The sequence below is a fragment of the Clostridium beijerinckii genome, from assembly GCF_008705175.1.
Taxonomy (GTDB): domain Bacteria; phylum Bacillota; class Clostridia; order Clostridiales; family Clostridiaceae; genus Clostridium; species Clostridium beijerinckii.
Genome location: NZ_CP043998.1, coordinates 5,912,185 through 5,930,447, shown reverse-complemented (window position 1 = coordinate 5,930,447; position 18,263 = coordinate 5,912,185). Strand labels below are relative to the sequence as shown.

Sequence of the window (18,263 nt, the reverse complement as noted above, 5' to 3'; positions counted from 1 at the left end):
AAAGATAATAAAAGAGTATATAAAAATAAAATATAGAGAAGATATAGCGTATGAATAAATGAACCTTGAAGGAATATATCAACGCATTTACATAGATAATCAAGATTGATTTCCTTATTGAAAAATAGATATTATCTACAATGGTGCAGTTTTGTTTAAAGAAATTTACAGTTGAATAAAAAAACATATTACAAGCTATTTCTAATGACTAGAAAAATTTTTCTATAGACCTACCCGCTTGAAGTAGCTTTGTAAATATATTATTTTAGACTTTTCTAAATTCTTATTAGCAACTTATATTCAGCATTAATGTGAAGAAAATCAATACAGTATATTTCGCAATAAGTATAATTTACTAACATTATGATTAGATATCTATTAATACTTTTTTTACTTTTTGCTTGATTTCCATCTAGCCCTAAGTAAGTTTTGCAATCTCTAAAAATGGTTCGATCGCCTAACGAACAGCTAATATATAGGCTTTATTTTCAAGCTTGAGAAGTGTTGTAATTAATTTTTGAGTTAATTCTATTTTTATCATATAATCTTTATTATAGATATCAATTGAGTATGGCAGAACTAATCCGTTACACGGTAGTAAAGAAACTATTATTTGAAAGAAATCTAGTAATACTAGTTCTATGTTTCGAAGGAGCAAGCTCTACTATGTCGGAAATTTTAACATTATAACCTTCTGATATCATAGCATTCATTATATTTTCTAAATTCATTAATTGACGCGTATTTAAGTAAAAATTAAAATTTAGTTCTTTTAAAAAATTGTATATTGATAGTTCATCCGATACAATTGTGTTTTGAAGCATTTATGTATGGCTCCTTGTTGGCATTATTGTGTGGTAACTCAATTATAACAAGGATTTGTCATAGATGTTTTTTTACTTTATTTAGTTGTAGAATTATTCAAGCATTTTTACACTAGTATAGTTATAAGTAAGTGATTATAGCTATGTTAAAAACCAGAAAACTATTAAATTATAATATACCACGCATGGCTAGAAAGTTTTTATTATTAAAAGAAAATTAGCAAAGAAAATAAAGATTGTTTCACGTGAAACAATCTTTATTAAAAAATAATACAAAATAGTATTACACTGATGACAACTATATAAGTTTAAAATAAATTAATAATCATAGAAATGAGAATTGTTTTGTTAAAACAATTAAGAATTAAAAGTTACTAAAATTGAATATTTCAGAAGTGCTAGTAGTTCTAGGCCTATCTAAGCTCTTTAAAATAAAATAATAGATACCTCTAGAAATTGAATCTGCGAGATTCATAACAGTATATAATCTAGTATTTTGTAAAACTAAAAAATCAAATCCTCCGGATACATTTACAATACCAGTTATGCTCATATCACCAACAGCAGGAAGGTTCTTATTTAAAGCCAAACCAGGAAGTAGAGGCTTTTTCTGTATGAAAACTTTACCTATATTATTTATAGATCCTAAACAAGAATCGATTGCTATAATATATGGATTTATAAAATTAAAATTTATCTCATTTAATTTACTTACTATATTTTTTGCATGTATTGGATTTTCGAGTGTTCCAAATATATGTATATTATTCTTAGAAAAATGTTTTAATTTATGTCCTACTAATGGGCCTAATGAATCTCCAGTAGATCTATCACTTCCAATACAAATAAATATAATTGGTCTATCTTCATAAAGTATTGGTTGTAATTCAGCCAATAAATAATCTTTGATTTTAGTACAAGAAGCCAGTGAAGATGAGTTTACAGAAAAACTTTGACACATAAGAAAACCTCCTTTTATTAGATTTATTTCCAATAAAAAGAGGTTTTATTCATTGTCTAAAAATAATAAATAGAATACAAATTAAATTAATAATCACATCTAACAAGAAAATAATATAAAAGGTATGTATTAAGGCCGGTGCTAAGAGCACTTGAAATATTTGTTGTTATAGATTTTTTGGAATTTTATTTAGAACCGTAAGCGCATAATTAACTTCTTCCTTAGTTGTAAAATAACTAATGCTTAGTCTGACAGTTCCGGATGGATAACTACCTATGGTCTTGTGTGCTAATGGAGAACAATGCAAACCAGATCTAGTCTTTATTCCTTTACATTCTAAATAATATCCCAATTCAGAAGGATCGAGGGAATTAAGATTTATAGAAATACATGAACTTAGCCTTTTGCCAGATAAATCACCATAAACAGTTATTCCTTTGATGTTTAGCAAACCTTCTAGCATATGTTTTATTAAATAGTTATTATGTTCATAAATTGAATTTAAACCTACTGAGTTTATGTATTTAATAGATTCTGATAATCCAACTATCCCTGGAAGATTATGAGTTCCACATTCAAACTTATCAGGTAGAAAGTCTGGTTGTGATAAAGAATAAGAAAGACTTCCAGTACCGCCATGTATTAGACTTGAACAAGAGTCGTTAAATTTAGAGTCCAATATAAATCCACCAATTCCTTGCGGACCCAATAAACTTTTATGTCCTGTAAAAGCTATCGCATTAGCTTTTATGTTTTTCATATTGATATCTAGAACACCGGCACCCTGAGAAGAATCAACAATGAAAAAAATATTGTTTTCATCACATATTTTACCGATGTTATATAGGTCTTGTACTGAGCCTGTGACGTTAGATGCTTGAGTCATTACAACTAGCCTTGTTTTATTAGTAATTTTCTTCTTTAAATCATGGGCATTGATAAAACCTTCAGAATTTGCAGCTACTATATCCAATTCAATTTGAAGATTCTCCTTACAAAAGAATAATGGTCTAATAACAGAATTATGTTCCATTGAAGATGTTATTACATGATCACCATGCCTTAAAATACCTTTGATTAATATGTTTAAAGATGTAGTAACGTTGTTTGTAAAAATAACATTACTAGGGGAATCATAACCAAAAAAATTGCAAATTAATTCTCTTGCATCATAAAGGTATCTATTACTTTGAAGAGAATTACTGTAATTTCCACGGCCTGCATTGCCACCTACATTTAGCATATAGTCACACATGGCATTAATAACTTGCTTTGGTTTAGGAAAAGTTGTTGATGAATTATCTAAGTAAACTTCCATATCAAGTATTCACCTCTAAAAAAATAATTTGTAAGAGCCCCAAATAATAAATATTATACCCAAAGCAAATAGGAAGTAGTCCAATATCTTAGTTGTATTATTGGCCAAATCAGGTTTGAATTTCTTAAAACCTTTACTTACTAAAATATTAAGAAAGCAAAACCAAGTTATACTTCCAATTATCATTGATGAGATTGAGAATATAAAATATATCCTTCCATGATGTCTCCAAACATTGAATATGGTTCCACTTAATGCAATCCATAATGATGGAGTTGTTGGATTGAGAAACGTTATCAAAAAACCAGTTAAAAAACCATTTGATGAACGTCTATAAATTGATTTTTCTAAGTTAAGGCCTGGCTTTTTAGCTGTAAATGATATTTTATTAGATATAATTAAAACAATACCAGATACTATCCAAAATAGACTGTGAAACTTAGGATTTCTGGTAAGTATTGTAAAAAGACCTAGGTTTATAATTACTATATATGTTATATCTGCGGATACAGCACCAAGTGATACTTTAAATCCCTCTTTAAAACCTTTTGATATTGAACGACTAACAGATTCAAGGCCTGAGGGCCCCAAAGGTATAGAGGCAACAAAACCTGTAAAAAAACCAATTAATATAGCTTTTAATATGTTAATTACTGAAAACATTATATTCTCCTTCTAATTGCATTTCTATATAATTATAAAATAAAAAGATATATTTTTCACTAAATTTATGAAGTTTTTATATGAATGTGTTCTTAACCTTTATAAATTTTAAAAAATATATATAATATTAATATAAGTTATAATAAATATTATATAGGTGGTGTAAATATGGATTATTATATAATAGTATTCAAAAATACATATGATGCAATGTCAGCAGAAAAAAAATTAAAAGAATTAGATCTAGAGTTTAGAATAATGCCAACTCCTACATCTATAACTATGAGTTGTGGGATATGTGTGAGAATAGATAAAAAGGCAGATATAGATAACATAATAAATGATGATTTAATGGAATATAAAAATGTATACTATAGAAATGATGAAGGATATATACTAATTAATAAATAGGAAGGGGGATTATGTTTGTATGGTAATTACTTAATAGAGTTAGAGGAAGATTTCCAATTTTTAAAGGAATTGAAATCTAATATTAATAGTACGCTGGTAGATATCATAAGTGTTAAATCAATCGAGCTAATAATAAATAAAGCACTTAAAATAGCAGTAGTAATAATTATAATGTATTTTTCTATAAAAATAGGTAAGCATTTAATAAAAAAGTTCGTTGATAAACAAATTGAAAGTAATGCAGTGATTTCTTTGGATTCTCAAAGGGCAAAAACTCTGGGGGAAGTATTGAAAAGTGTTTTAAAATATTCAGTATATTTTATGGGGATAACAATAATAATATCAATTGTATTTGGTGGTATGTCATTTACGTTTGCGAGTATAGGTGGAATTGCAGTTGGCCTTGGTGCGCAAAGTCTAATAAAAGATCTAATTAATGGATTTTTTATTTTATTTGAAAATCAATTTGGAGTAGGAGATCATGTAACAATAGGAAGTTTTAATGGAATTGTCAAAAGTATAGGAATTAGAGCCACCGTGATTAAAGATTTTACAGGGGATATACATTCAATTCCAAACGGGTCAATAGGTGGAGTTACAAATCATTCGAGGAATGATATTAGGTTCACGGTAGACATAGATATATCTCCACAGGAAGATATTAAAAAAGTTATTAACGTTATAAGAGCTGCTTGTGACGAGTTTAAGAGCAAAAACGAAGAATATATAGGTGAATCCATAGAAATAACTGGAGTCATAGCTCTTGAAGTATCGAAGGTTACAATAAGAGTAGTAGGGAATGCAAAGCCATTAATGCAGTGGAAAATGGAAAGAGAGCTTAGAATGTCAATAAAGTTAGCTTTGGATAAAAATAGAATAAATGTATCATTGGATGAGAAACAACTAGATAATGAAAATATAGAGAAGGATGGGGAGTAATGGTAGAAAACTTTAATCTCGGAGATATGGTTGAAATGAAGAAGCAACATCCATGCGGTTCAAATCAATTTGAAATAATAAGGGTAGGTGCAGATATAAAAATAAAATGTACTGGCTGTGGTAGAATTGTAATGATTCCCAGAGTGAAATTTAAAAAGGAAGCAAAAAAAATAGTAATTGCTGCAGAAAGTTAGCAAAAAAACTTGATTCATTCTTTTATTAATGGTATAATCATTAATTGTAATCCCTGCTATGCAAAGCATAGCCGTTAGTCCGAGGGGAGGAGGTGAAATTAATGAGAAAGTACGAAACTATATTTATATTAAACCCATCATTCGATGAAGAAACTGTAAAAGCTAACATCGAAAAGTTTAAGGGTGTTATAGAAAATGGTGGAGGAACAGTAGAAAATGTTGATTTCTGGGGTAAGAGAAAGCTTGCTTATGAAATCTCAAAAGTTAGTGAAGGTTTTTATACTTTAGTTAACTTTACTGCTAACCCTGAATTACCAAGAGAGTTAGATAGAATATTCAGAATCACTGATGGTGTTATAAGACATATCATTGTTAATGAACAAGTATAAGGTGGCGTTGTAAATGAATAAAGTAGTTCTAATCGGAAGATTAACAAAAGATCCAGAACTAAGATTTACTCCAGGAAGTGGAGCAGCAGTAACAACCTTAACATTAGCAGTTGATAAATATAATACAAAAACTGGCCAAAGAGAAGCAGATTTTGTTCCTGTAGTAGTATGGGGCAAACAAGCTGAAAGTACTGCTAATTACATGAGTAAAGGTAGCCAAGTGGCTATTAGTGGTAGAATCCAAACCAGAAGTTATGATGCGAAAGACGGAACTAAGAGATATGTTACCGAAGTTGTAGCAGATCAATTTGGTGGAGTTGAATTCCTAGGAAGTAAAGGAAGTAATTCATCAGGAAATAGTTTTGGTAATAGCAATGAATATTCAGCACCAGCGAATGATGCATTCAGTGGTGGATTTGAAGAGGATATAACTCCGGTAGATGACGGAGATATGCCTTTCTAAAATTTTAAGTAAGGAGGGAATATAATGAGCAGAGAAGAAGGTAACAACGGTAGAAGACCTGGCGGTAAAATGAGAAGATCTAGAAAAAAAGTTTGTGCTTTTTGTGTAGATAAAGCTGAATTTATCGACTATAAAGATATAAATAAGCTTAGAAAATATGTTACAGAAAGAGGAAAGATTCTTCCAAGAAGAATTTCTGGAACTTGTGCTAAGCACCAAAGAGAATTAACATCTTCAATTAAGAGAGCAAGAAACATAGCATTATTACCATTTACAACAGAATAATGGTAGTAGTAATATTCCCCCTGAGAAATCAGGGGGTTTTTAATATAAAAAAATATTATTATTAAATCAATCTCTTAACCTTTGTGGAAAAATATAGCAAATTATCTATAAATTCTTGCAATACTCACAAAAAAAATTTAAAATAATAATACAAGGGTTTTGAGAGAGGTGATAGACTATGAGAAAAGATAATTTTAATATTATGACTAACATTAAAATTATAGAAGATTTAAAAGCACAACTTCTTTGTATAATAGGAGAGTTTTTCAGACTATTGACAAAAGGTAACAATGTAGCCCGTGATTCTATTTTAGATTGTATTTCAGGAGCTATAATTATACTATATATTCTAGGTGATAAGTTAGGATATTCATTGGTAGATATAGACCATAATATAAAATCAAAATTAGATTTAGGGGTAAGAGCAGAGGATCAAGTTGAAAAAGAAGGTAAAAGCTTAAGTAAGTTGAAGCATTATATTAGTAACAGAAGAGATTAAATATTCTTAGGAGGCTTTTTATGAATTGGATAACTATGCTTAAACGTTTGCTTAAGCCTGGATTACTAATTACAATTTTAATACTATTATTTGCATATAATTATACAGGCATAGGTATAATTATCCTAGTAATCTATTTTATAGATAATTTCCACCAATTAAATTATTACTTGGAAAAGGAAAGTGATTTTAACCAATTTATAAAAAGTATAAATAAAGGTATATCAGAGAATGCATTAAAGTCAATATATCCATTAGTATTGATAAAAGAAGATGGAGAAATAGTTTGGTATAATAATTTATTTAACACTTTAAAATCAGATGAAGAAAATACTGAAAAGAATATTTTAAGTATAGCCAGAGGCATAAATCTAGATGATTTTTTAAAGAATGAAAATAATTTGCATCAAAGATTGAGCATACAAAATAAATTATATGATGTATACGCTACTTTAATTGAAACTAAAAATAAAAAAAATCTATACTTATTATCTTTTAATGACATTACGAAGCTAATAGATTATGAAACCACTCAAGAGAGTGTAATGTTAATAGAAGTAGATAATTTTACAGAAGTAATAGATAAAACCGATGATAACAACAGACCGCTTTTAGTAGCTGAAATAGAGAGAACAATAAACACATATGCCAATAACTTAAAAGCAATGATTAAAAGATATGATACCAATAAATATGTATTATCAATTCAAGATAAGTATATTGAAGATGAAATAAAACACAAGTTCAATATAATGGAAGTAATATCAAAAATAGATAAAGGGAATTCAATTGAAATTACTTTATCTATTGGTATTGGCAGAGGTGGAATGTCTCCACTTGAAAATCATAACAATGCTAATATAGCTAAAGAGTTAGCGTTAGGCAGAGGTGGAGATCAAGTTGTTGTTAAAACTAATGATGACATAAAGTTTTTTGGTGGAAATTCAAAGGAAATAGAAAAAAGAACTAAAGTAAAAGCAAGAGTTATAGCTAGAGCTTTGAGTGAACTAATTAGAGAGAGTAGTAAGGTTTATATAATAGGACACAAGAATCCTGATATGGATTGCTTTGGATCTGCAGTCGGATTGGCTAGCGTGGTTAAGCAATTGGGGATCGGGTGTAAAATTATATTAAATAATGACATTACTGCAATTGGATATTTCTTAAATAAATTAAACAAGGAATCTAAATATGATGATTTATTTATATCAGTAGAAGAGGCAAAAAGTGATTTAGATGCCCAAACACTAGTAATTATTGTGGATGTTCATAATAAGAGTTATGTTGCTGATTTATCGCTAGTAGATAAAGTTCAAAGAAAAGTAATAATAGATCACCATAGAAGAAGTCCTGATATGATAGAGCATGATATACTTAATTATATAGAAGTATATGCCTCATCTACATCAGAGATGGTAACAGAAATTATTCAGTATATGGTTGATAAGCCTAAATTAACAAGAACAGAAGCAGAAGGTTTGCTTGCAGGTATTTTTATGGATACAAAAGGGTTTTCTTTTAAAACTGGTGTCAGAACTTTTGATGCTGCATCGTTTTTAAAATCCTTGGGAGCAGATCCTATAGAAATTAAAAAGATGTTTACTGATGACCTAGAAGATTATTTACTTATTGCTGAGACTATAAAATCTGCTGAAGTAAGAGATAATACAGCTATTGCTATAACCCCTAAAAATATTGATACAGTAATTATAGCAAAGGCAGCAGATGAATTGCTAAATATATCCGGAATATCTGTAAGCTTTGTTTTGGGGGAAGTAAATAACGATATATATATAAGTGGAAGGTCAGTTGGCGATATTAATGTTCAAGTAGTGCTAGAAGCACTTGGCGGAGGAGGACATATGAATATTGCTGGAGTAAAAATATCAAATAAGACAATTGAGGAAGTAATTGTTGAATTAAAAGAAGTAATGAAAAAATACTTAAGGATAGGTGAATAAGTTATGAAAGTTATTTTATTACAAGATGTTAAAAAGATAGGTAAAAAGGGTGATATCATTGAGGCTTCAGATGGGTATGCAAGAAACTTTTTATTTCCAAGGAAATTAGCACAAGAAGCTAGTGATGCAAATATGCACATTTTGAATAATAAAAAAGAAAATGAGCGAAAACAAAAGTTAGCAGAACTTGAGGCAGCACAAAAATTAGCTGAAGAATTAAAAGGAAAAGAAATAAAAATTAAAGCTAAGACAGGAGAAAGTGGAAAGTTATTTGGTGCAATTACTAGTAAAGATGTTGCAGAATTAATTAAAGAACAGTATAAGATTGAAATAGATAAAAAGAAAATTGTTATGGATACAATAAAATTAGCAGGCGGATATGAAATTGATATTAAACTATATCCAGAAGTTAGCACTAAAATGAAGGTGATTATTGTTCCACAAGAATAAGGAGGATTAAATTTGAATTCATATGATGACGCAAGCTTATTGCAGGATATTATTTCAGGAACCTTATCATTAGAATCACAAATCGAGGCTTTATTTTCTATAACTAAGAATGTACTCGACAAAGGAGCTTTTAGGGCTAGAACAGTTAGGTTTAAACTAGATAAATTCATTCAATCATCAAATCTCTGCGATAAAGTTTTCGCACTAAATACTATATTAGCAGAGGGAAAAGATTTAAAGGTTACACCTAAGGAAGAAGAATTGCAAAAAGCCATAAATAGAACAGTTAGGTTAATTTCAAATGAACTAGCAAAAAGATATGTTCAAAATAAAATCGAATCTCAAGTTGAACAATCTATTATGGAAAAGCAGGAAAAGTATATAGATGAAGTTAGACTTTCAGTTATAAACAAGCAAAAGGGTTCTGAAAATAAAAAGACTATCAGCAAATTGAATAATTTAATAGAATTAGATAGTAGAATTACTAGTAAAAATATTATGAGCTTTTTAAGACCAACGGATTTTAATCAAGTAGTTGGGCAAGAAAGAGCTATAAGATCATTAATATCAAAGCTTTCATCACCATATCCACAACATATAATATTATATGGACCTCCGGGAGTTGGAAAAACTACAGCAGCGAGATTAGCTTTAGATGAGGTTAAAAAACTTTCATTTACTCCTTTTGATGACAAATCTAAATTCGTTGAAGTTGATGGTACTACATTAAGATGGGATCCTAGAGAAATAACAAACCCATTGCTAGGATCGGTACACGATCCAATATATCAAGGAAGTAAAAGGGATCTGGCTGAGGTTGGGATACCAGAACCTAAACCAGGTTTAGTTACACAAGCACATGGAGGTATACTATTTATAGATGAGATTGGAGAATTGGACTCTATGCTTCAAAACAAGCTGTTGAAGGTTTTAGAAGATAAAAGAGTAGAATTTTCATCATCATACTATGATCCGGATGATGAAACAATACCTAAATATATAAAATATCTTTTTGATAATGGAGCTCCAGCAGACTTTGTTTTAATTGGCGCTACAACTAAAAGTCCAAGTGAAATTAATCCGGCTTTAAGGTCTAGATGTACAGAAGTGTATTTTGAACCTCTTTCTTCAAAGGATGTTGTATTTATAGTAGAAGATGCAGCTAAGAAATTAAAGGTAAACTTAGAAGATGGGGTTGCTAAAAAAATAAGTAATTATACATTTGAGGGTAGAAAAGCTGTAAATATTCTGACAGACACATATGGATATGCGTTACACCGATCTAAAAAATTTGTTGATAACTTAGAAATAAAATTATCAGATTTAGATGAGGTAATATCAGTTGGAAGATATACACCATATGAAAGACTAAGCAATGTAGACAAAAGCGAAGTTGGGCATGTGTATGGATTAGGCGTTAGTGGTTTTTTAGGATCTACAATTGAAATTGAAGCTACAGTTTTTGCTGCAAAGAAAAAGGGTTCAGGTATAGTAAGATTTAATGATACAGCTGGAAGTATGGCTAAGGATTCCGTATTTAATGCTGCTTCAGTAATCCGAAGCTTAACCGATAAAGACATTAAAGATTATGATATTCATGTTAATATAGTTGGTGGAGGAAAAATAGATGGACCTTCAGCAGGTGCAGCTATCACCATTTGCATAATAAGTTCGTTGTTAAACAAACCTATAAGACAAGATATGGCTATTACAGGAGAGATATCACTCAAAGGAAATGTCAAACCAGTTGGAGGAATATTTGAAAAAATATATGGAGCTAGAAGAATGGGAATAAAAACTGTTTTAATTCCAAGTGATAATAAAAATGAAATTCCTCTAAATACTGATGACATACATATTAGAACTGTAGGATCTATAAAAGAGATTATGGACATTGCCCTTATTTAATTTAATGAAATAGGTCTCCTTAATATGAAGGAGACTTTTTTTTGCAACTAAGAAATGATAGAATTAGAATGATGATATACAAAAGATAAAGGGAAAATTAATTGTCAATTGATAATTAGATAGGAGGAATAAAACTTGGATGCATCAGTTATGAGGAGTTTGCCTCAAAGCATAGAAGCGGAACAATCAGTTATAGGATCTATGATCATCGATAAGAATGCTATTGCCAAAGTTCTAGAGAGTTTAGAAGAAGCGGATTTTTATAGAGATGGTCATAAGGTAATATATAAAGCTATACAAGAAATGTTTAGAAGTGATATAGCAGTAGATTTATTAACACTATTAGAATATTTGAAGAGTTCTGATATGCTTGAGAGAGCTGGAGGGGTAACCTATATAACAGAAATAAGCTCTTCTGTACCAACTACTGCAAACTTAAGCGCATATATAAAAATTGTTTCTGATAAATCTACGTTGAGAAAACTTATTAAGTCATCAACTGCAATAATAGAAGAAAGTTATAATAATCAAAGTAATGTGGAAGATGTCGTGGATAGTGCTGAAAAGAAAATATTTAATATAGCTGAAAAAAGAACATCAAAGGATTTCGAACCTTTAAGCGATGTATTAGAAAGAGGATTTGCACAAATAGAGAAATTGTTCAACAATAAGGGAACAATTACTGGTGTAGGATCTGGCTTTACTGATCTAGATGCAAAAACATCCGGATTTCAAAGTGGAGATATGATATTAATAGCAGCTAGACCTTCAATGGGTAAAACAACATTTGCACTAAATATTGTAGAACACGCAGCTCTTAGAGAAAATAAAAGTGTTGTAGTCTTTTCTCTGGAAATGTCTAAAGAGCAATTGGCATATAAACTTCTTTGTTCAGAAGCAAACGTAGATATGTTAAGCCTTAGAACTGGAACTTTAGAAGATAAGGATTGGGAAAATATAGCTATGGCTGCAGGTCCACTTTCAAAGGCAAAAATTTATATAGATGATACTGCTGGCGTAACTGTTATGGAAATGAGATCAAAATGTAGAAGACTTAAAATGGAGTATGGAATAGATCTAATCGTCATAGACTATTTGCAGCTTATGTCTGGAGGAGCAGGTAGTGATAATAGACAACAAGAAGTATCTGAAATTTCGAGATCGATTAAAGCATTAGCTAAAGAAATGGAATGTCCAGTAATAGCTTTGTCTCAGCTGTCACGTGCGCCTGAGCAAAGAGCAGATCATAGGCCGATGTTATCTGACTTAAGAGAATCAGGATCTATAGAGCAAGATGCCGATATTGTTATGTTTTTATATAGAGATGAATATTACAATAAAGAAACTGAAGATAAAAATATCGGTGAATGTATAATGGCTAAGCAGAGAAATGGACCAGTTGGAACTGTTAAACTCGCGTGGCTTGGTCAGTATAGTAAATTCGGTAATTTAGATTTAATTCATAAGGAATAAAATTTAAATAATTAGTAATACTAAATAAAAAAGATATAAGAAATTTATATAAATATAAAATTTCTTATATCTTTAAATGATGTGAATAATATGATTATTATTAAACAGCTTTTGGAATTATTAATTTTAAACTGCTTTTATTATCATGGAGTAAAATATTACTTACATCAACTTTTGATAAATAAAAAATCCGCTGAAATAAAAATTCTTTTGAATTATTATTAAACATAATTTTTAATATTAAAAAATGATTTTTATAAGATATTTCTAATATATGTTTACTATCATAGAATGAATCTACATTTATGTAATAAAAATCTGAAGATTCTTCAAGTTCACATGTAGGAAGTTGTTCTTCGAGCTCAAGAGATAGCACGGAATTAATGAATTCTTTTGGGCTTATTAAACAATTATTATATACTAAAAAATTATCTTTCATATATATTCCTCCCTTCATATTTAATTATAGTTTGTGAAGTTTTAATACAAGCTATCCTATGATAGTGGTGGTTTATAATTAAGATATTCATATAAAATGATAAAATTTGAATAAATAACAAAAATTTTTTAATGGGGGCTATGATATGAATAAAAAAATTGGTTTCATTGGTTGTGGTAATATGGGAAGTTCTATGGTTGGAGGTCTTATTAAATCTGGATTTATAAAGGCTGATGATATAATAGTATCAACTAAAACGGAATCTTCTTCAAAGCGATTAGAAGAAAGTTTCCAAGTGAAAACAACTTTAGATAGTACAATTGTTGCAAGAGAATCTGATGTTATTATTTTAGCTATTAAACCTTTTATGTTTAAGGAAATGATAAGTGAAATTAAATCGGAATTAACAACAGATAAATTAATTATTACTATAGCTGCAGGAATTACAATTAGCAATATGGAGGAGTGGATTAATAGTAGTGCTAAAATAATTAGGACAATGCCAAATACGCCAGCACTTGTAGGGCAAGCAATGTCAGCGGTATGCTCTAATAAGAATGTAACTAAAGATGAGTTGGATTATTGCTTTAAGATATTTGAAAGTTTCGGAGAATGTGTTCAACTAGAAGAAAAAGATTTTCACGCATTTATTGCATTATGTGGATCATCACCTGCATATGTTTTCATGTTTATTGAAGCTATGGCAGATTCGGCGGTAAGATTAGGAATACCTAGGGCTAAAGCTTATAAAATGGCAGCACAGAGTGTCTTAGGATCATCAAAGATGGTCTTAGAAACAGGAAAACATCCAGGAGAGCTAAAGGATATGGTTTGTTCACCTGCTGGGACTACTATAGATGCAGTAGTTGAACTAGAGAAATTAGGTTTTAGAAATAGTGTTATACAGGCTATGGATAAATGTGCAGAGAAATCTAAAAATATGTAGTAATTGAAAAGTGGAGGTATATTAAATAATTATAATTATTTAATATACCTTTTTTATAACCTTAACCTTCCAAATCAGAATTAATTAATAGGCCAAATGATTTAGATATATTATAGTAAAATTCAAAATCTTCTTGAGCATTAAAAAAACAAGGAAAGTTTAAATCATAATTTCCCCAAATTGTTATAGGTTTATTAGTAAAATAAAAAGTGACGAAGAAAATTTCTCTTGTATTTAAACGAACTAGGAATGGTATAAGTTCTTTATCAACAAGTCTAAAAAATATACCAGTGTGCTCATCAAAATTTAAATAAGACGTGAATATATCTTTATCTTCATCTGAAAGGAGATGAAAAAGCGTGTTTTTGTCTTCAGGTGAAATTTTGTTTATATAAAAATCTATATAAGCGTTAGAATTATTGATCTCAAAAATATATTCTATTAATTTGATTAGTTTATTCTCACCATCATCAATATCACTAGCTACAAGAGTAAAATTTTTGAAAGAATATAAGCCATCAAGTATATTATTAAATCTTATATTAACTTTAGATTTAAAGGTATCATCATTTATAGGTATTAGTAATTTATTCATGTGATTCACTCACTCCCAATGTAATTAATATTAATCAAATAGTTTATGGTTGCCTATAGTATTGGTTATAGTTAAGTTGGTTTTAAGAGAATAATATATTTATTAACAGAATTCTTGAAGATACTTCTTGTGGATAAGATTGATAATAATATAATGTGGATAATTATATAAAACTTATTCTGTGAATAATTATTGCTTAAGTGAAGTTGTGGATAAAATATTTATTTTCAGTATTATATTATCTGGTAGAATCTTAATAGAAAAGCAATACAAATAATAAAACCTACAATTGAGTTTATCATTCAATTGTAGGTCTTAATTTGAAATAGGAAATCAAAAACTTAAATTCATGAATACTAAATACTAGCAACGCCGCTTCTAATTGCCGCTTTTTTAACAGCTTCAGCAACTAAAGCTTGAACTTTTAGATCAAATGCTTTTGGTATTATATTATCAGGAGATAGTTCACCAGCCGGTATAGCATTTGCTATAGCATAAGCAGCAGCTACTTTCATATCTTCATTAATTTCTGTAGCCCTTACATCTAAAGCGCCTCTAAATATTCCTGGAAAGGCTAATACATTGTTTATTTGGTTAGGATAATCTGAACGACCAGTTCCCATTACTGCAATTCCAGCTTCTTTTGCATCTTCAGGAAAAATTTCAGGGGTTGGATTAGCCATTGCAAATATTATTCCATCTTTGTTCATAGTTCTAACCATGTCTTTAGAAACTATATTTGGGGCAGAAACACCAATAAAAACATCTGCACCTTTTATAACATCTTTAAGCGTACCAGTTTCATTATTTGGATTAGTTATATTAGCTAGTTCTTGCATGTAAATATTATGACTTAAATCTTTATCTCTACTTATTACGCCATCTATATCACACATTACTATATTTTTAACTCCAGAAGAAAGTAGTAACTTACATATGGCAGTTCCTGCAGACCCAGCACCATTTATAATTACTTTTAGGTTTTCTAGTTTTTTATTTACTATTTTTAAGGCATTTAACAGACCTGATAAAACAACTATAGCCGTTCCGTGTTGATCATCATGAAATACTGGAATACTTAATTTCTCTTTCAGTCTTTTTTCAACTTCGAAGCATCTAGGAGCTGAAATATCTTCTAGATTTATTCCTCCAAGAGTTGGCGCGATATTTACAACTGTATTAACAATTTCATCTATATCTTTAGTATCTAAAACTATAGGAAATGCATCTACATTACCAAATTCCTTAAATAAAATACTCTTACCCTCCATGACAGGTAAAGAAGCAAGTGGACCAATGTCTCCAAGTCCTAGAACCGCAGTTCCATCAGAAATAACAGCAACTGTATTCCATTTACGAGTATATATATAAGCTTTGGATGGGTCTTTATGTATCTCACGACAAGGTTCTGCAACACCAGGTGTATATGCAAGACTTAGATCCTTAGCAGTCTTAACTTCACAGGTAGGTTTGATTTCATATTTACCTTTTTTTTCTTCATGAAATTTCAAGGCTTCTTCATAAATATTCATTAAAAACACTCCTTAATATGCTAAATATATTCAAATTTACAAAAACATGATCTTGATCATAACAATATAAAACAATTATACGAATTATTTATAAAAAAAGCAAAAAAATATTCGATATGTGGTTGACCATAGAAAAGTACTTTGCTACTATTTAAAAGGAGAGGTTAAAATAAATTTAATGAAACTCCAAATTGATAATAAAAATTAAAGTTATTTATTTAAACTTTATATATTAAGGGAGGCAATATAAATGTCAGCATTTATTGTTTTAGGAGCTCAATGGGGAGATGAAGGAAAAGGAAAGATGACAGATTACTTAGCAGAGGAAGCTAATGTAGTTGTTAGATTTCAAGGTGGAAATAATGCTGGTCACACAGTAGTGGTTGGTGATAAAGAATACAAATTGCGATTAATACCATCTGGAATTTTATACGAAGATAAATTAAATGTTATAGGTAATGGAGTAGTTGTAGATCCAAAGGCTTTATTTGAAGAAATAGAATACTTAGAAGGTGTTGGAGTTAAAATATCGCCTGAAAAGTTAATAGTAAGCGATAGAGCACAGCTTATAATGCCATACCATAAGGTACTAGATAAATTAAAAGAAAAAGCTAGAGGAAAAAATGATATAGGTACTACAGGTAGAGGAATCGGACCTTGTTATACAGATAAATTTGAAAGATGTGGAATCAGAGTTTGTGATTTACTGCATGAAGATGTTTTTATAGAAAAATTAAGAGAAAATGTTGAAATGAAAAATGCTTATATTACTAAAGTATTAGGTGGAGAAGCATTAAATTTTGATGAGATACTAGATGAATACTTAGGTTTTGCTAAGAAATTAAGACCATTTGTTCAAGATACATCAGTTAAGGTATATGATGCAATTAAAGCAGATAAGACAGTTTTATTTGAAGGCGCTCAAGGAATGCTATTAGATATTGATTATGGTACATATCCGTATGTAACATCATCTAACACAACTGCAGGAGGCGTTTCAAGTGGTTCTGGTATAGGACCTAATATGATTACTAATGCAGTAGGTATAACAAAAGCATATACTACAAGAGTCGGTAAAGGACCATTCCCAACAGAATTACTTGGTGAAACTGGAGACTGGATTAGAGAAAAGGGACACGAATATGGTGTAAATACAGGAAGATCAAGAAGATGTGGATGGCTTGATTTAGTTATAATTAAAACTGCAGTTAGAGTGAGTGGATTGACATCATTAGCTGTTACTAAGATTGATACTTTAGCTGGTCTAGAAAAAATCAAAGTATGTGTTGGATATAAATTTAATGATACAGTTATAGATTACTTCCCAGCAAGTTTAGAAGACTTAGCAGAGTGTGAACCAATTTATGAAGAATTTGATGGCTGGGATGATAGTGTAGCTGATGTTAGAAGTTATGATGAATTACCTGAGAATGTTAAGAAGTATTTAGCAAGAATATCAGAATTCACAGGGACTAGAATTTCTATAGTTGGAGTTGGACCAAAGAGAGATCAAACTATGAGAATAGATAATCTATAGTTTAGTATTATGCTCGGGTATTGACTTTATGTTTTGTATAAAATATAATTTTATTGTAGACAATAATTACATAAAGTTATATTAAAGAAGGTGAAAGTATGATAACTAAAGATATGACAATTGGTGAAGTAGTTAGTGCAGATCAATCTAAAGCTCAAGTTTTAATGAGTTTCGGAATGGGATGTGTTGGATGTCCATCAGCTCAAGCTGAAACTATAGCAGAAGCTGCAACAGTACATGGATTAAATCTAGACGATTTATTAGAAGCATTAAATAGATAAGATAATTATTTTAAAAGGATTTTCTTTTTAGGGAATCCTTTTTTACTTATTAAAAAATATATTTATATCGTTTATGTTTTTTATGTGTAATTTAATTTTTGTGATTATAATAGATTATAAGATTAAATAATTCATTAACAATATTATTGATAATTTTTTATAATAATAAATATAAGATATAGTAAAGGAGGGGAG

At 29.6% G+C, this 18,263-nt stretch carries 21 protein-coding genes; 14 read left to right on the top strand and 7 right to left on the bottom strand.

From position 1 onward, the window contains the following. Positions 1–587: 587 nt before the first annotated feature. The 4 genes from F3K33_RS26155 to F3K33_RS26140 form a co-directional block, all read right to left on the bottom strand. Positions 588–824: a hypothetical protein gene (locus tag F3K33_RS26155; RefSeq protein WP_023976347.1), complete on the bottom strand. Its 237-nt coding sequence runs from the start codon at positions 822–824 to the stop codon at positions 588–590. A 364-nt stretch (positions 825–1,188) separates the two neighbouring features. After that, positions 1,189–1,785: a spore protease YyaC gene (gene yyaC, locus F3K33_RS26150; RefSeq protein ID WP_023976348.1), complete on the bottom strand. Its 597-nt coding sequence runs from the start codon at positions 1,783–1,785 to the stop codon at positions 1,189–1,191. Between the two features lie 166 nt (positions 1,786–1,951). Continuing rightward, positions 1,952–3,103 (bottom strand): aminotransferase class V-fold PLP-dependent enzyme, encoded by a 1,152-nt coding sequence (locus F3K33_RS26145; protein WP_039768438.1) that lies wholly within the window; start codon positions 3,101–3,103, stop codon positions 1,952–1,954. A gap of 15 nt (positions 3,104–3,118) precedes the next feature. Continuing rightward, the gene (locus F3K33_RS26140; RefSeq protein ID WP_017210038.1) at positions 3,119–3,766 is read right to left on the bottom strand and encodes a LysE family translocator; all 648 of its coding nucleotides are present in this window, start codon (positions 3,764–3,766) and stop codon (positions 3,119–3,121) included. Positions 3,767–3,934: 168 nt separating this feature from the next. On the opposite strand from F3K33_RS26140, the gene F3K33_RS26135 reads away from it, so the two are divergent. The 11 genes from F3K33_RS26135 to F3K33_RS26085 all read left to right on the top strand — a co-directional run bounded on the left by F3K33_RS26135 (position 3,935) and on the right by F3K33_RS26085 (position 12,738). Continuing rightward, positions 3,935–4,177, top strand: coding sequence for a putative Se/S carrier protein (locus F3K33_RS26135; protein ID WP_023976350.1), 243 nt, complete (start codon positions 3,935–3,937; stop codon positions 4,175–4,177). 15 nt (positions 4,178–4,192) lie between these two features. Next, positions 4,193–5,116, top strand: coding sequence for a mechanosensitive ion channel family protein (locus tag F3K33_RS26130; RefSeq protein WP_023976351.1), 924 nt, complete (start codon positions 4,193–4,195; stop codon positions 5,114–5,116). Next, on the top strand, positions 5,116–5,310 hold the full coding sequence (locus F3K33_RS26125) for a DUF951 domain-containing protein (protein WP_039768440.1): 195 nt from the start codon (positions 5,116–5,118) through the stop codon (positions 5,308–5,310). Before F3K33_RS26130 ends, F3K33_RS26125 begins: the two co-directional genes overlap by 1 nt. Before the next feature lie 101 nt (positions 5,311–5,411). After that, entirely contained in the window at positions 5,412–5,699 is a 288-nt protein-coding gene (rpsF, locus tag F3K33_RS26120; RefSeq protein ID WP_012061235.1) for a 30S ribosomal protein S6, read from the top strand. A gap of 13 nt (positions 5,700–5,712) precedes the next feature. Then, entirely contained in the window at positions 5,713–6,162 is a 450-nt protein-coding gene (locus F3K33_RS26115; protein ID WP_012061234.1) for a single-stranded DNA-binding protein, read from the top strand. Between the two features lie 24 nt (positions 6,163–6,186). Next, complete coding sequence (gene rpsR / locus F3K33_RS26110; RefSeq protein WP_012061233.1) at positions 6,187–6,447, top strand: 30S ribosomal protein S18; 261 nt, start codon at positions 6,187–6,189, stop codon at positions 6,445–6,447. 178 nt (positions 6,448–6,625) lie between these two features. After that, a complete protein-coding gene (locus tag F3K33_RS26105; protein ID WP_012061232.1) occupies positions 6,626–6,946 on the top strand; it encodes a MazG-like family protein in 321 nt (106 codons plus the stop codon). A gap of 20 nt (positions 6,947–6,966) precedes the next feature. After that, positions 6,967–8,907, top strand: a complete 1,941-nt coding sequence (locus F3K33_RS26100) for a DHH family phosphoesterase (protein WP_023976352.1) — start codon at positions 6,967–6,969, stop codon at positions 8,905–8,907. Positions 8,908–8,910: 3 nt separating this feature from the next. Beyond that, positions 8,911–9,357, top strand: coding sequence for a 50S ribosomal protein L9 (gene rplI, locus F3K33_RS26095; protein WP_017213161.1), 447 nt, complete (start codon positions 8,911–8,913; stop codon positions 9,355–9,357). 12 nt (positions 9,358–9,369) lie between these two features. Further along, on the top strand, positions 9,370–11,265 hold the full coding sequence (gene lonC, locus F3K33_RS26090) for a Lon family ATP-dependent protease (RefSeq protein WP_023976353.1): 1,896 nt from the start codon (positions 9,370–9,372) through the stop codon (positions 11,263–11,265). A 135-nt stretch (positions 11,266–11,400) separates the two neighbouring features. Continuing rightward, positions 11,401–12,738, top strand: a complete 1,338-nt coding sequence (locus F3K33_RS26085; RefSeq protein ID WP_023976354.1) for a replicative DNA helicase — start codon at positions 11,401–11,403, stop codon at positions 12,736–12,738. 100 nt (positions 12,739–12,838) lie between these two features. Here the strand turns inward: F3K33_RS26085 and F3K33_RS26080 are convergent, their stop codons facing one another. Continuing rightward, entirely contained in the window at positions 12,839–13,177 is a 339-nt protein-coding gene (locus tag F3K33_RS26080; protein WP_017213159.1) for a hypothetical protein, read from the bottom strand. A 145-nt stretch (positions 13,178–13,322) separates the two neighbouring features. On the opposite strand from F3K33_RS26080, the gene proC reads away from it, so the two are divergent. Next, on the top strand, positions 13,323–14,123 hold the full coding sequence (gene proC, locus F3K33_RS26075) for a pyrroline-5-carboxylate reductase (RefSeq protein ID WP_023976355.1): 801 nt from the start codon (positions 13,323–13,325) through the stop codon (positions 14,121–14,123). A 61-nt stretch (positions 14,124–14,184) separates the two neighbouring features. Here proC and F3K33_RS26070 read toward each other — a convergent pair whose 3' ends face one another. Next, positions 14,185–14,718 (bottom strand): hypothetical protein, encoded by a 534-nt coding sequence (locus F3K33_RS26070; protein ID WP_039768445.1) that lies wholly within the window; start codon positions 14,716–14,718, stop codon positions 14,185–14,187. A 356-nt stretch (positions 14,719–15,074) separates the two neighbouring features. After that, on the bottom strand, positions 15,075–16,250 hold the full coding sequence (locus F3K33_RS26065; protein WP_023976243.1) for an NAD(P)-dependent malic enzyme: 1,176 nt from the start codon (positions 16,248–16,250) through the stop codon (positions 15,075–15,077). Between the two features lie 250 nt (positions 16,251–16,500). Here F3K33_RS26065 and F3K33_RS26060 point away from each other — a divergent pair, with 250 nt between their 5' ends. Both F3K33_RS26060 and F3K33_RS26055 read left to right on the top strand, forming a co-directional pair. Continuing rightward, positions 16,501–17,787: an adenylosuccinate synthase gene (locus tag F3K33_RS26060; RefSeq protein WP_012061223.1), complete on the top strand. Its 1,287-nt coding sequence runs from the start codon at positions 16,501–16,503 to the stop codon at positions 17,785–17,787. Between the two features lie 98 nt (positions 17,788–17,885). After that, positions 17,886–18,068 (top strand): DUF1858 domain-containing protein, encoded by a 183-nt coding sequence (locus tag F3K33_RS26055; protein ID WP_012061222.1) that lies wholly within the window; start codon positions 17,886–17,888, stop codon positions 18,066–18,068. Positions 18,069–18,263: the final 195 nt, after the last annotated feature.

Coding starts and splice junctions, on each gene's coding strand:
- F3K33_RS26155 (WP_023976347.1), bottom strand. CDS start 824: ATGCTTCAAAACACAATTGTATCGGATGAACTATCAATATACAATTTT.
- yyaC (WP_023976348.1), bottom strand. CDS start 1,785: ATGTGTCAAAGTTTTTCTGTAAACTCATCTTCACTGGCTTCTTGTACT.
- F3K33_RS26145 (WP_039768438.1), bottom strand. CDS start 3,103: ATGGAAGTTTACTTAGATAATTCATCAACAACTTTTCCTAAACCAAAG.
- F3K33_RS26140 (WP_017210038.1), bottom strand. CDS start 3,766: ATGTTTTCAGTAATTAACATATTAAAAGCTATATTAATTGGTTTTTTT.
- F3K33_RS26135 (WP_023976350.1), top strand. CDS start 3,935: ATGGATTATTATATAATAGTATTCAAAAATACATATGATGCAATGTCA.
- F3K33_RS26125 (WP_039768440.1), top strand. CDS start 5,116: ATGGTAGAAAACTTTAATCTCGGAGATATGGTTGAAATGAAGAAGCAA.
- rpsF (WP_012061235.1), top strand. CDS start 5,412: ATGAGAAAGTACGAAACTATATTTATATTAAACCCATCATTCGATGAA.
- F3K33_RS26115 (WP_012061234.1), top strand. CDS start 5,713: ATGAATAAAGTAGTTCTAATCGGAAGATTAACAAAAGATCCAGAACTA.
- rpsR (WP_012061233.1), top strand. CDS start 6,187: ATGAGCAGAGAAGAAGGTAACAACGGTAGAAGACCTGGCGGTAAAATG.
- F3K33_RS26105 (WP_012061232.1), top strand. CDS start 6,626: ATGAGAAAAGATAATTTTAATATTATGACTAACATTAAAATTATAGAA.
- F3K33_RS26100 (WP_023976352.1), top strand. CDS start 6,967: ATGAATTGGATAACTATGCTTAAACGTTTGCTTAAGCCTGGATTACTA.
- rplI (WP_017213161.1), top strand. CDS start 8,911: ATGAAAGTTATTTTATTACAAGATGTTAAAAAGATAGGTAAAAAGGGT.
- F3K33_RS26080 (WP_017213159.1), bottom strand. CDS start 13,177: ATGAAAGATAATTTTTTAGTATATAATAATTGTTTAATAAGCCCAAAA.
- proC (WP_023976355.1), top strand. CDS start 13,323: ATGAATAAAAAAATTGGTTTCATTGGTTGTGGTAATATGGGAAGTTCT.
- F3K33_RS26070 (WP_039768445.1), bottom strand. CDS start 14,718: ATGAATAAATTACTAATACCTATAAATGATGATACCTTTAAATCTAAA.
- F3K33_RS26065 (WP_023976243.1), bottom strand. CDS start 16,250: ATGAATATTTATGAAGAAGCCTTGAAATTTCATGAAGAAAAAAAAGGT.
- F3K33_RS26060 (WP_012061223.1), top strand. CDS start 16,501: ATGTCAGCATTTATTGTTTTAGGAGCTCAATGGGGAGATGAAGGAAAA.
- F3K33_RS26055 (WP_012061222.1), top strand. CDS start 17,886: ATGATAACTAAAGATATGACAATTGGTGAAGTAGTTAGTGCAGATCAA.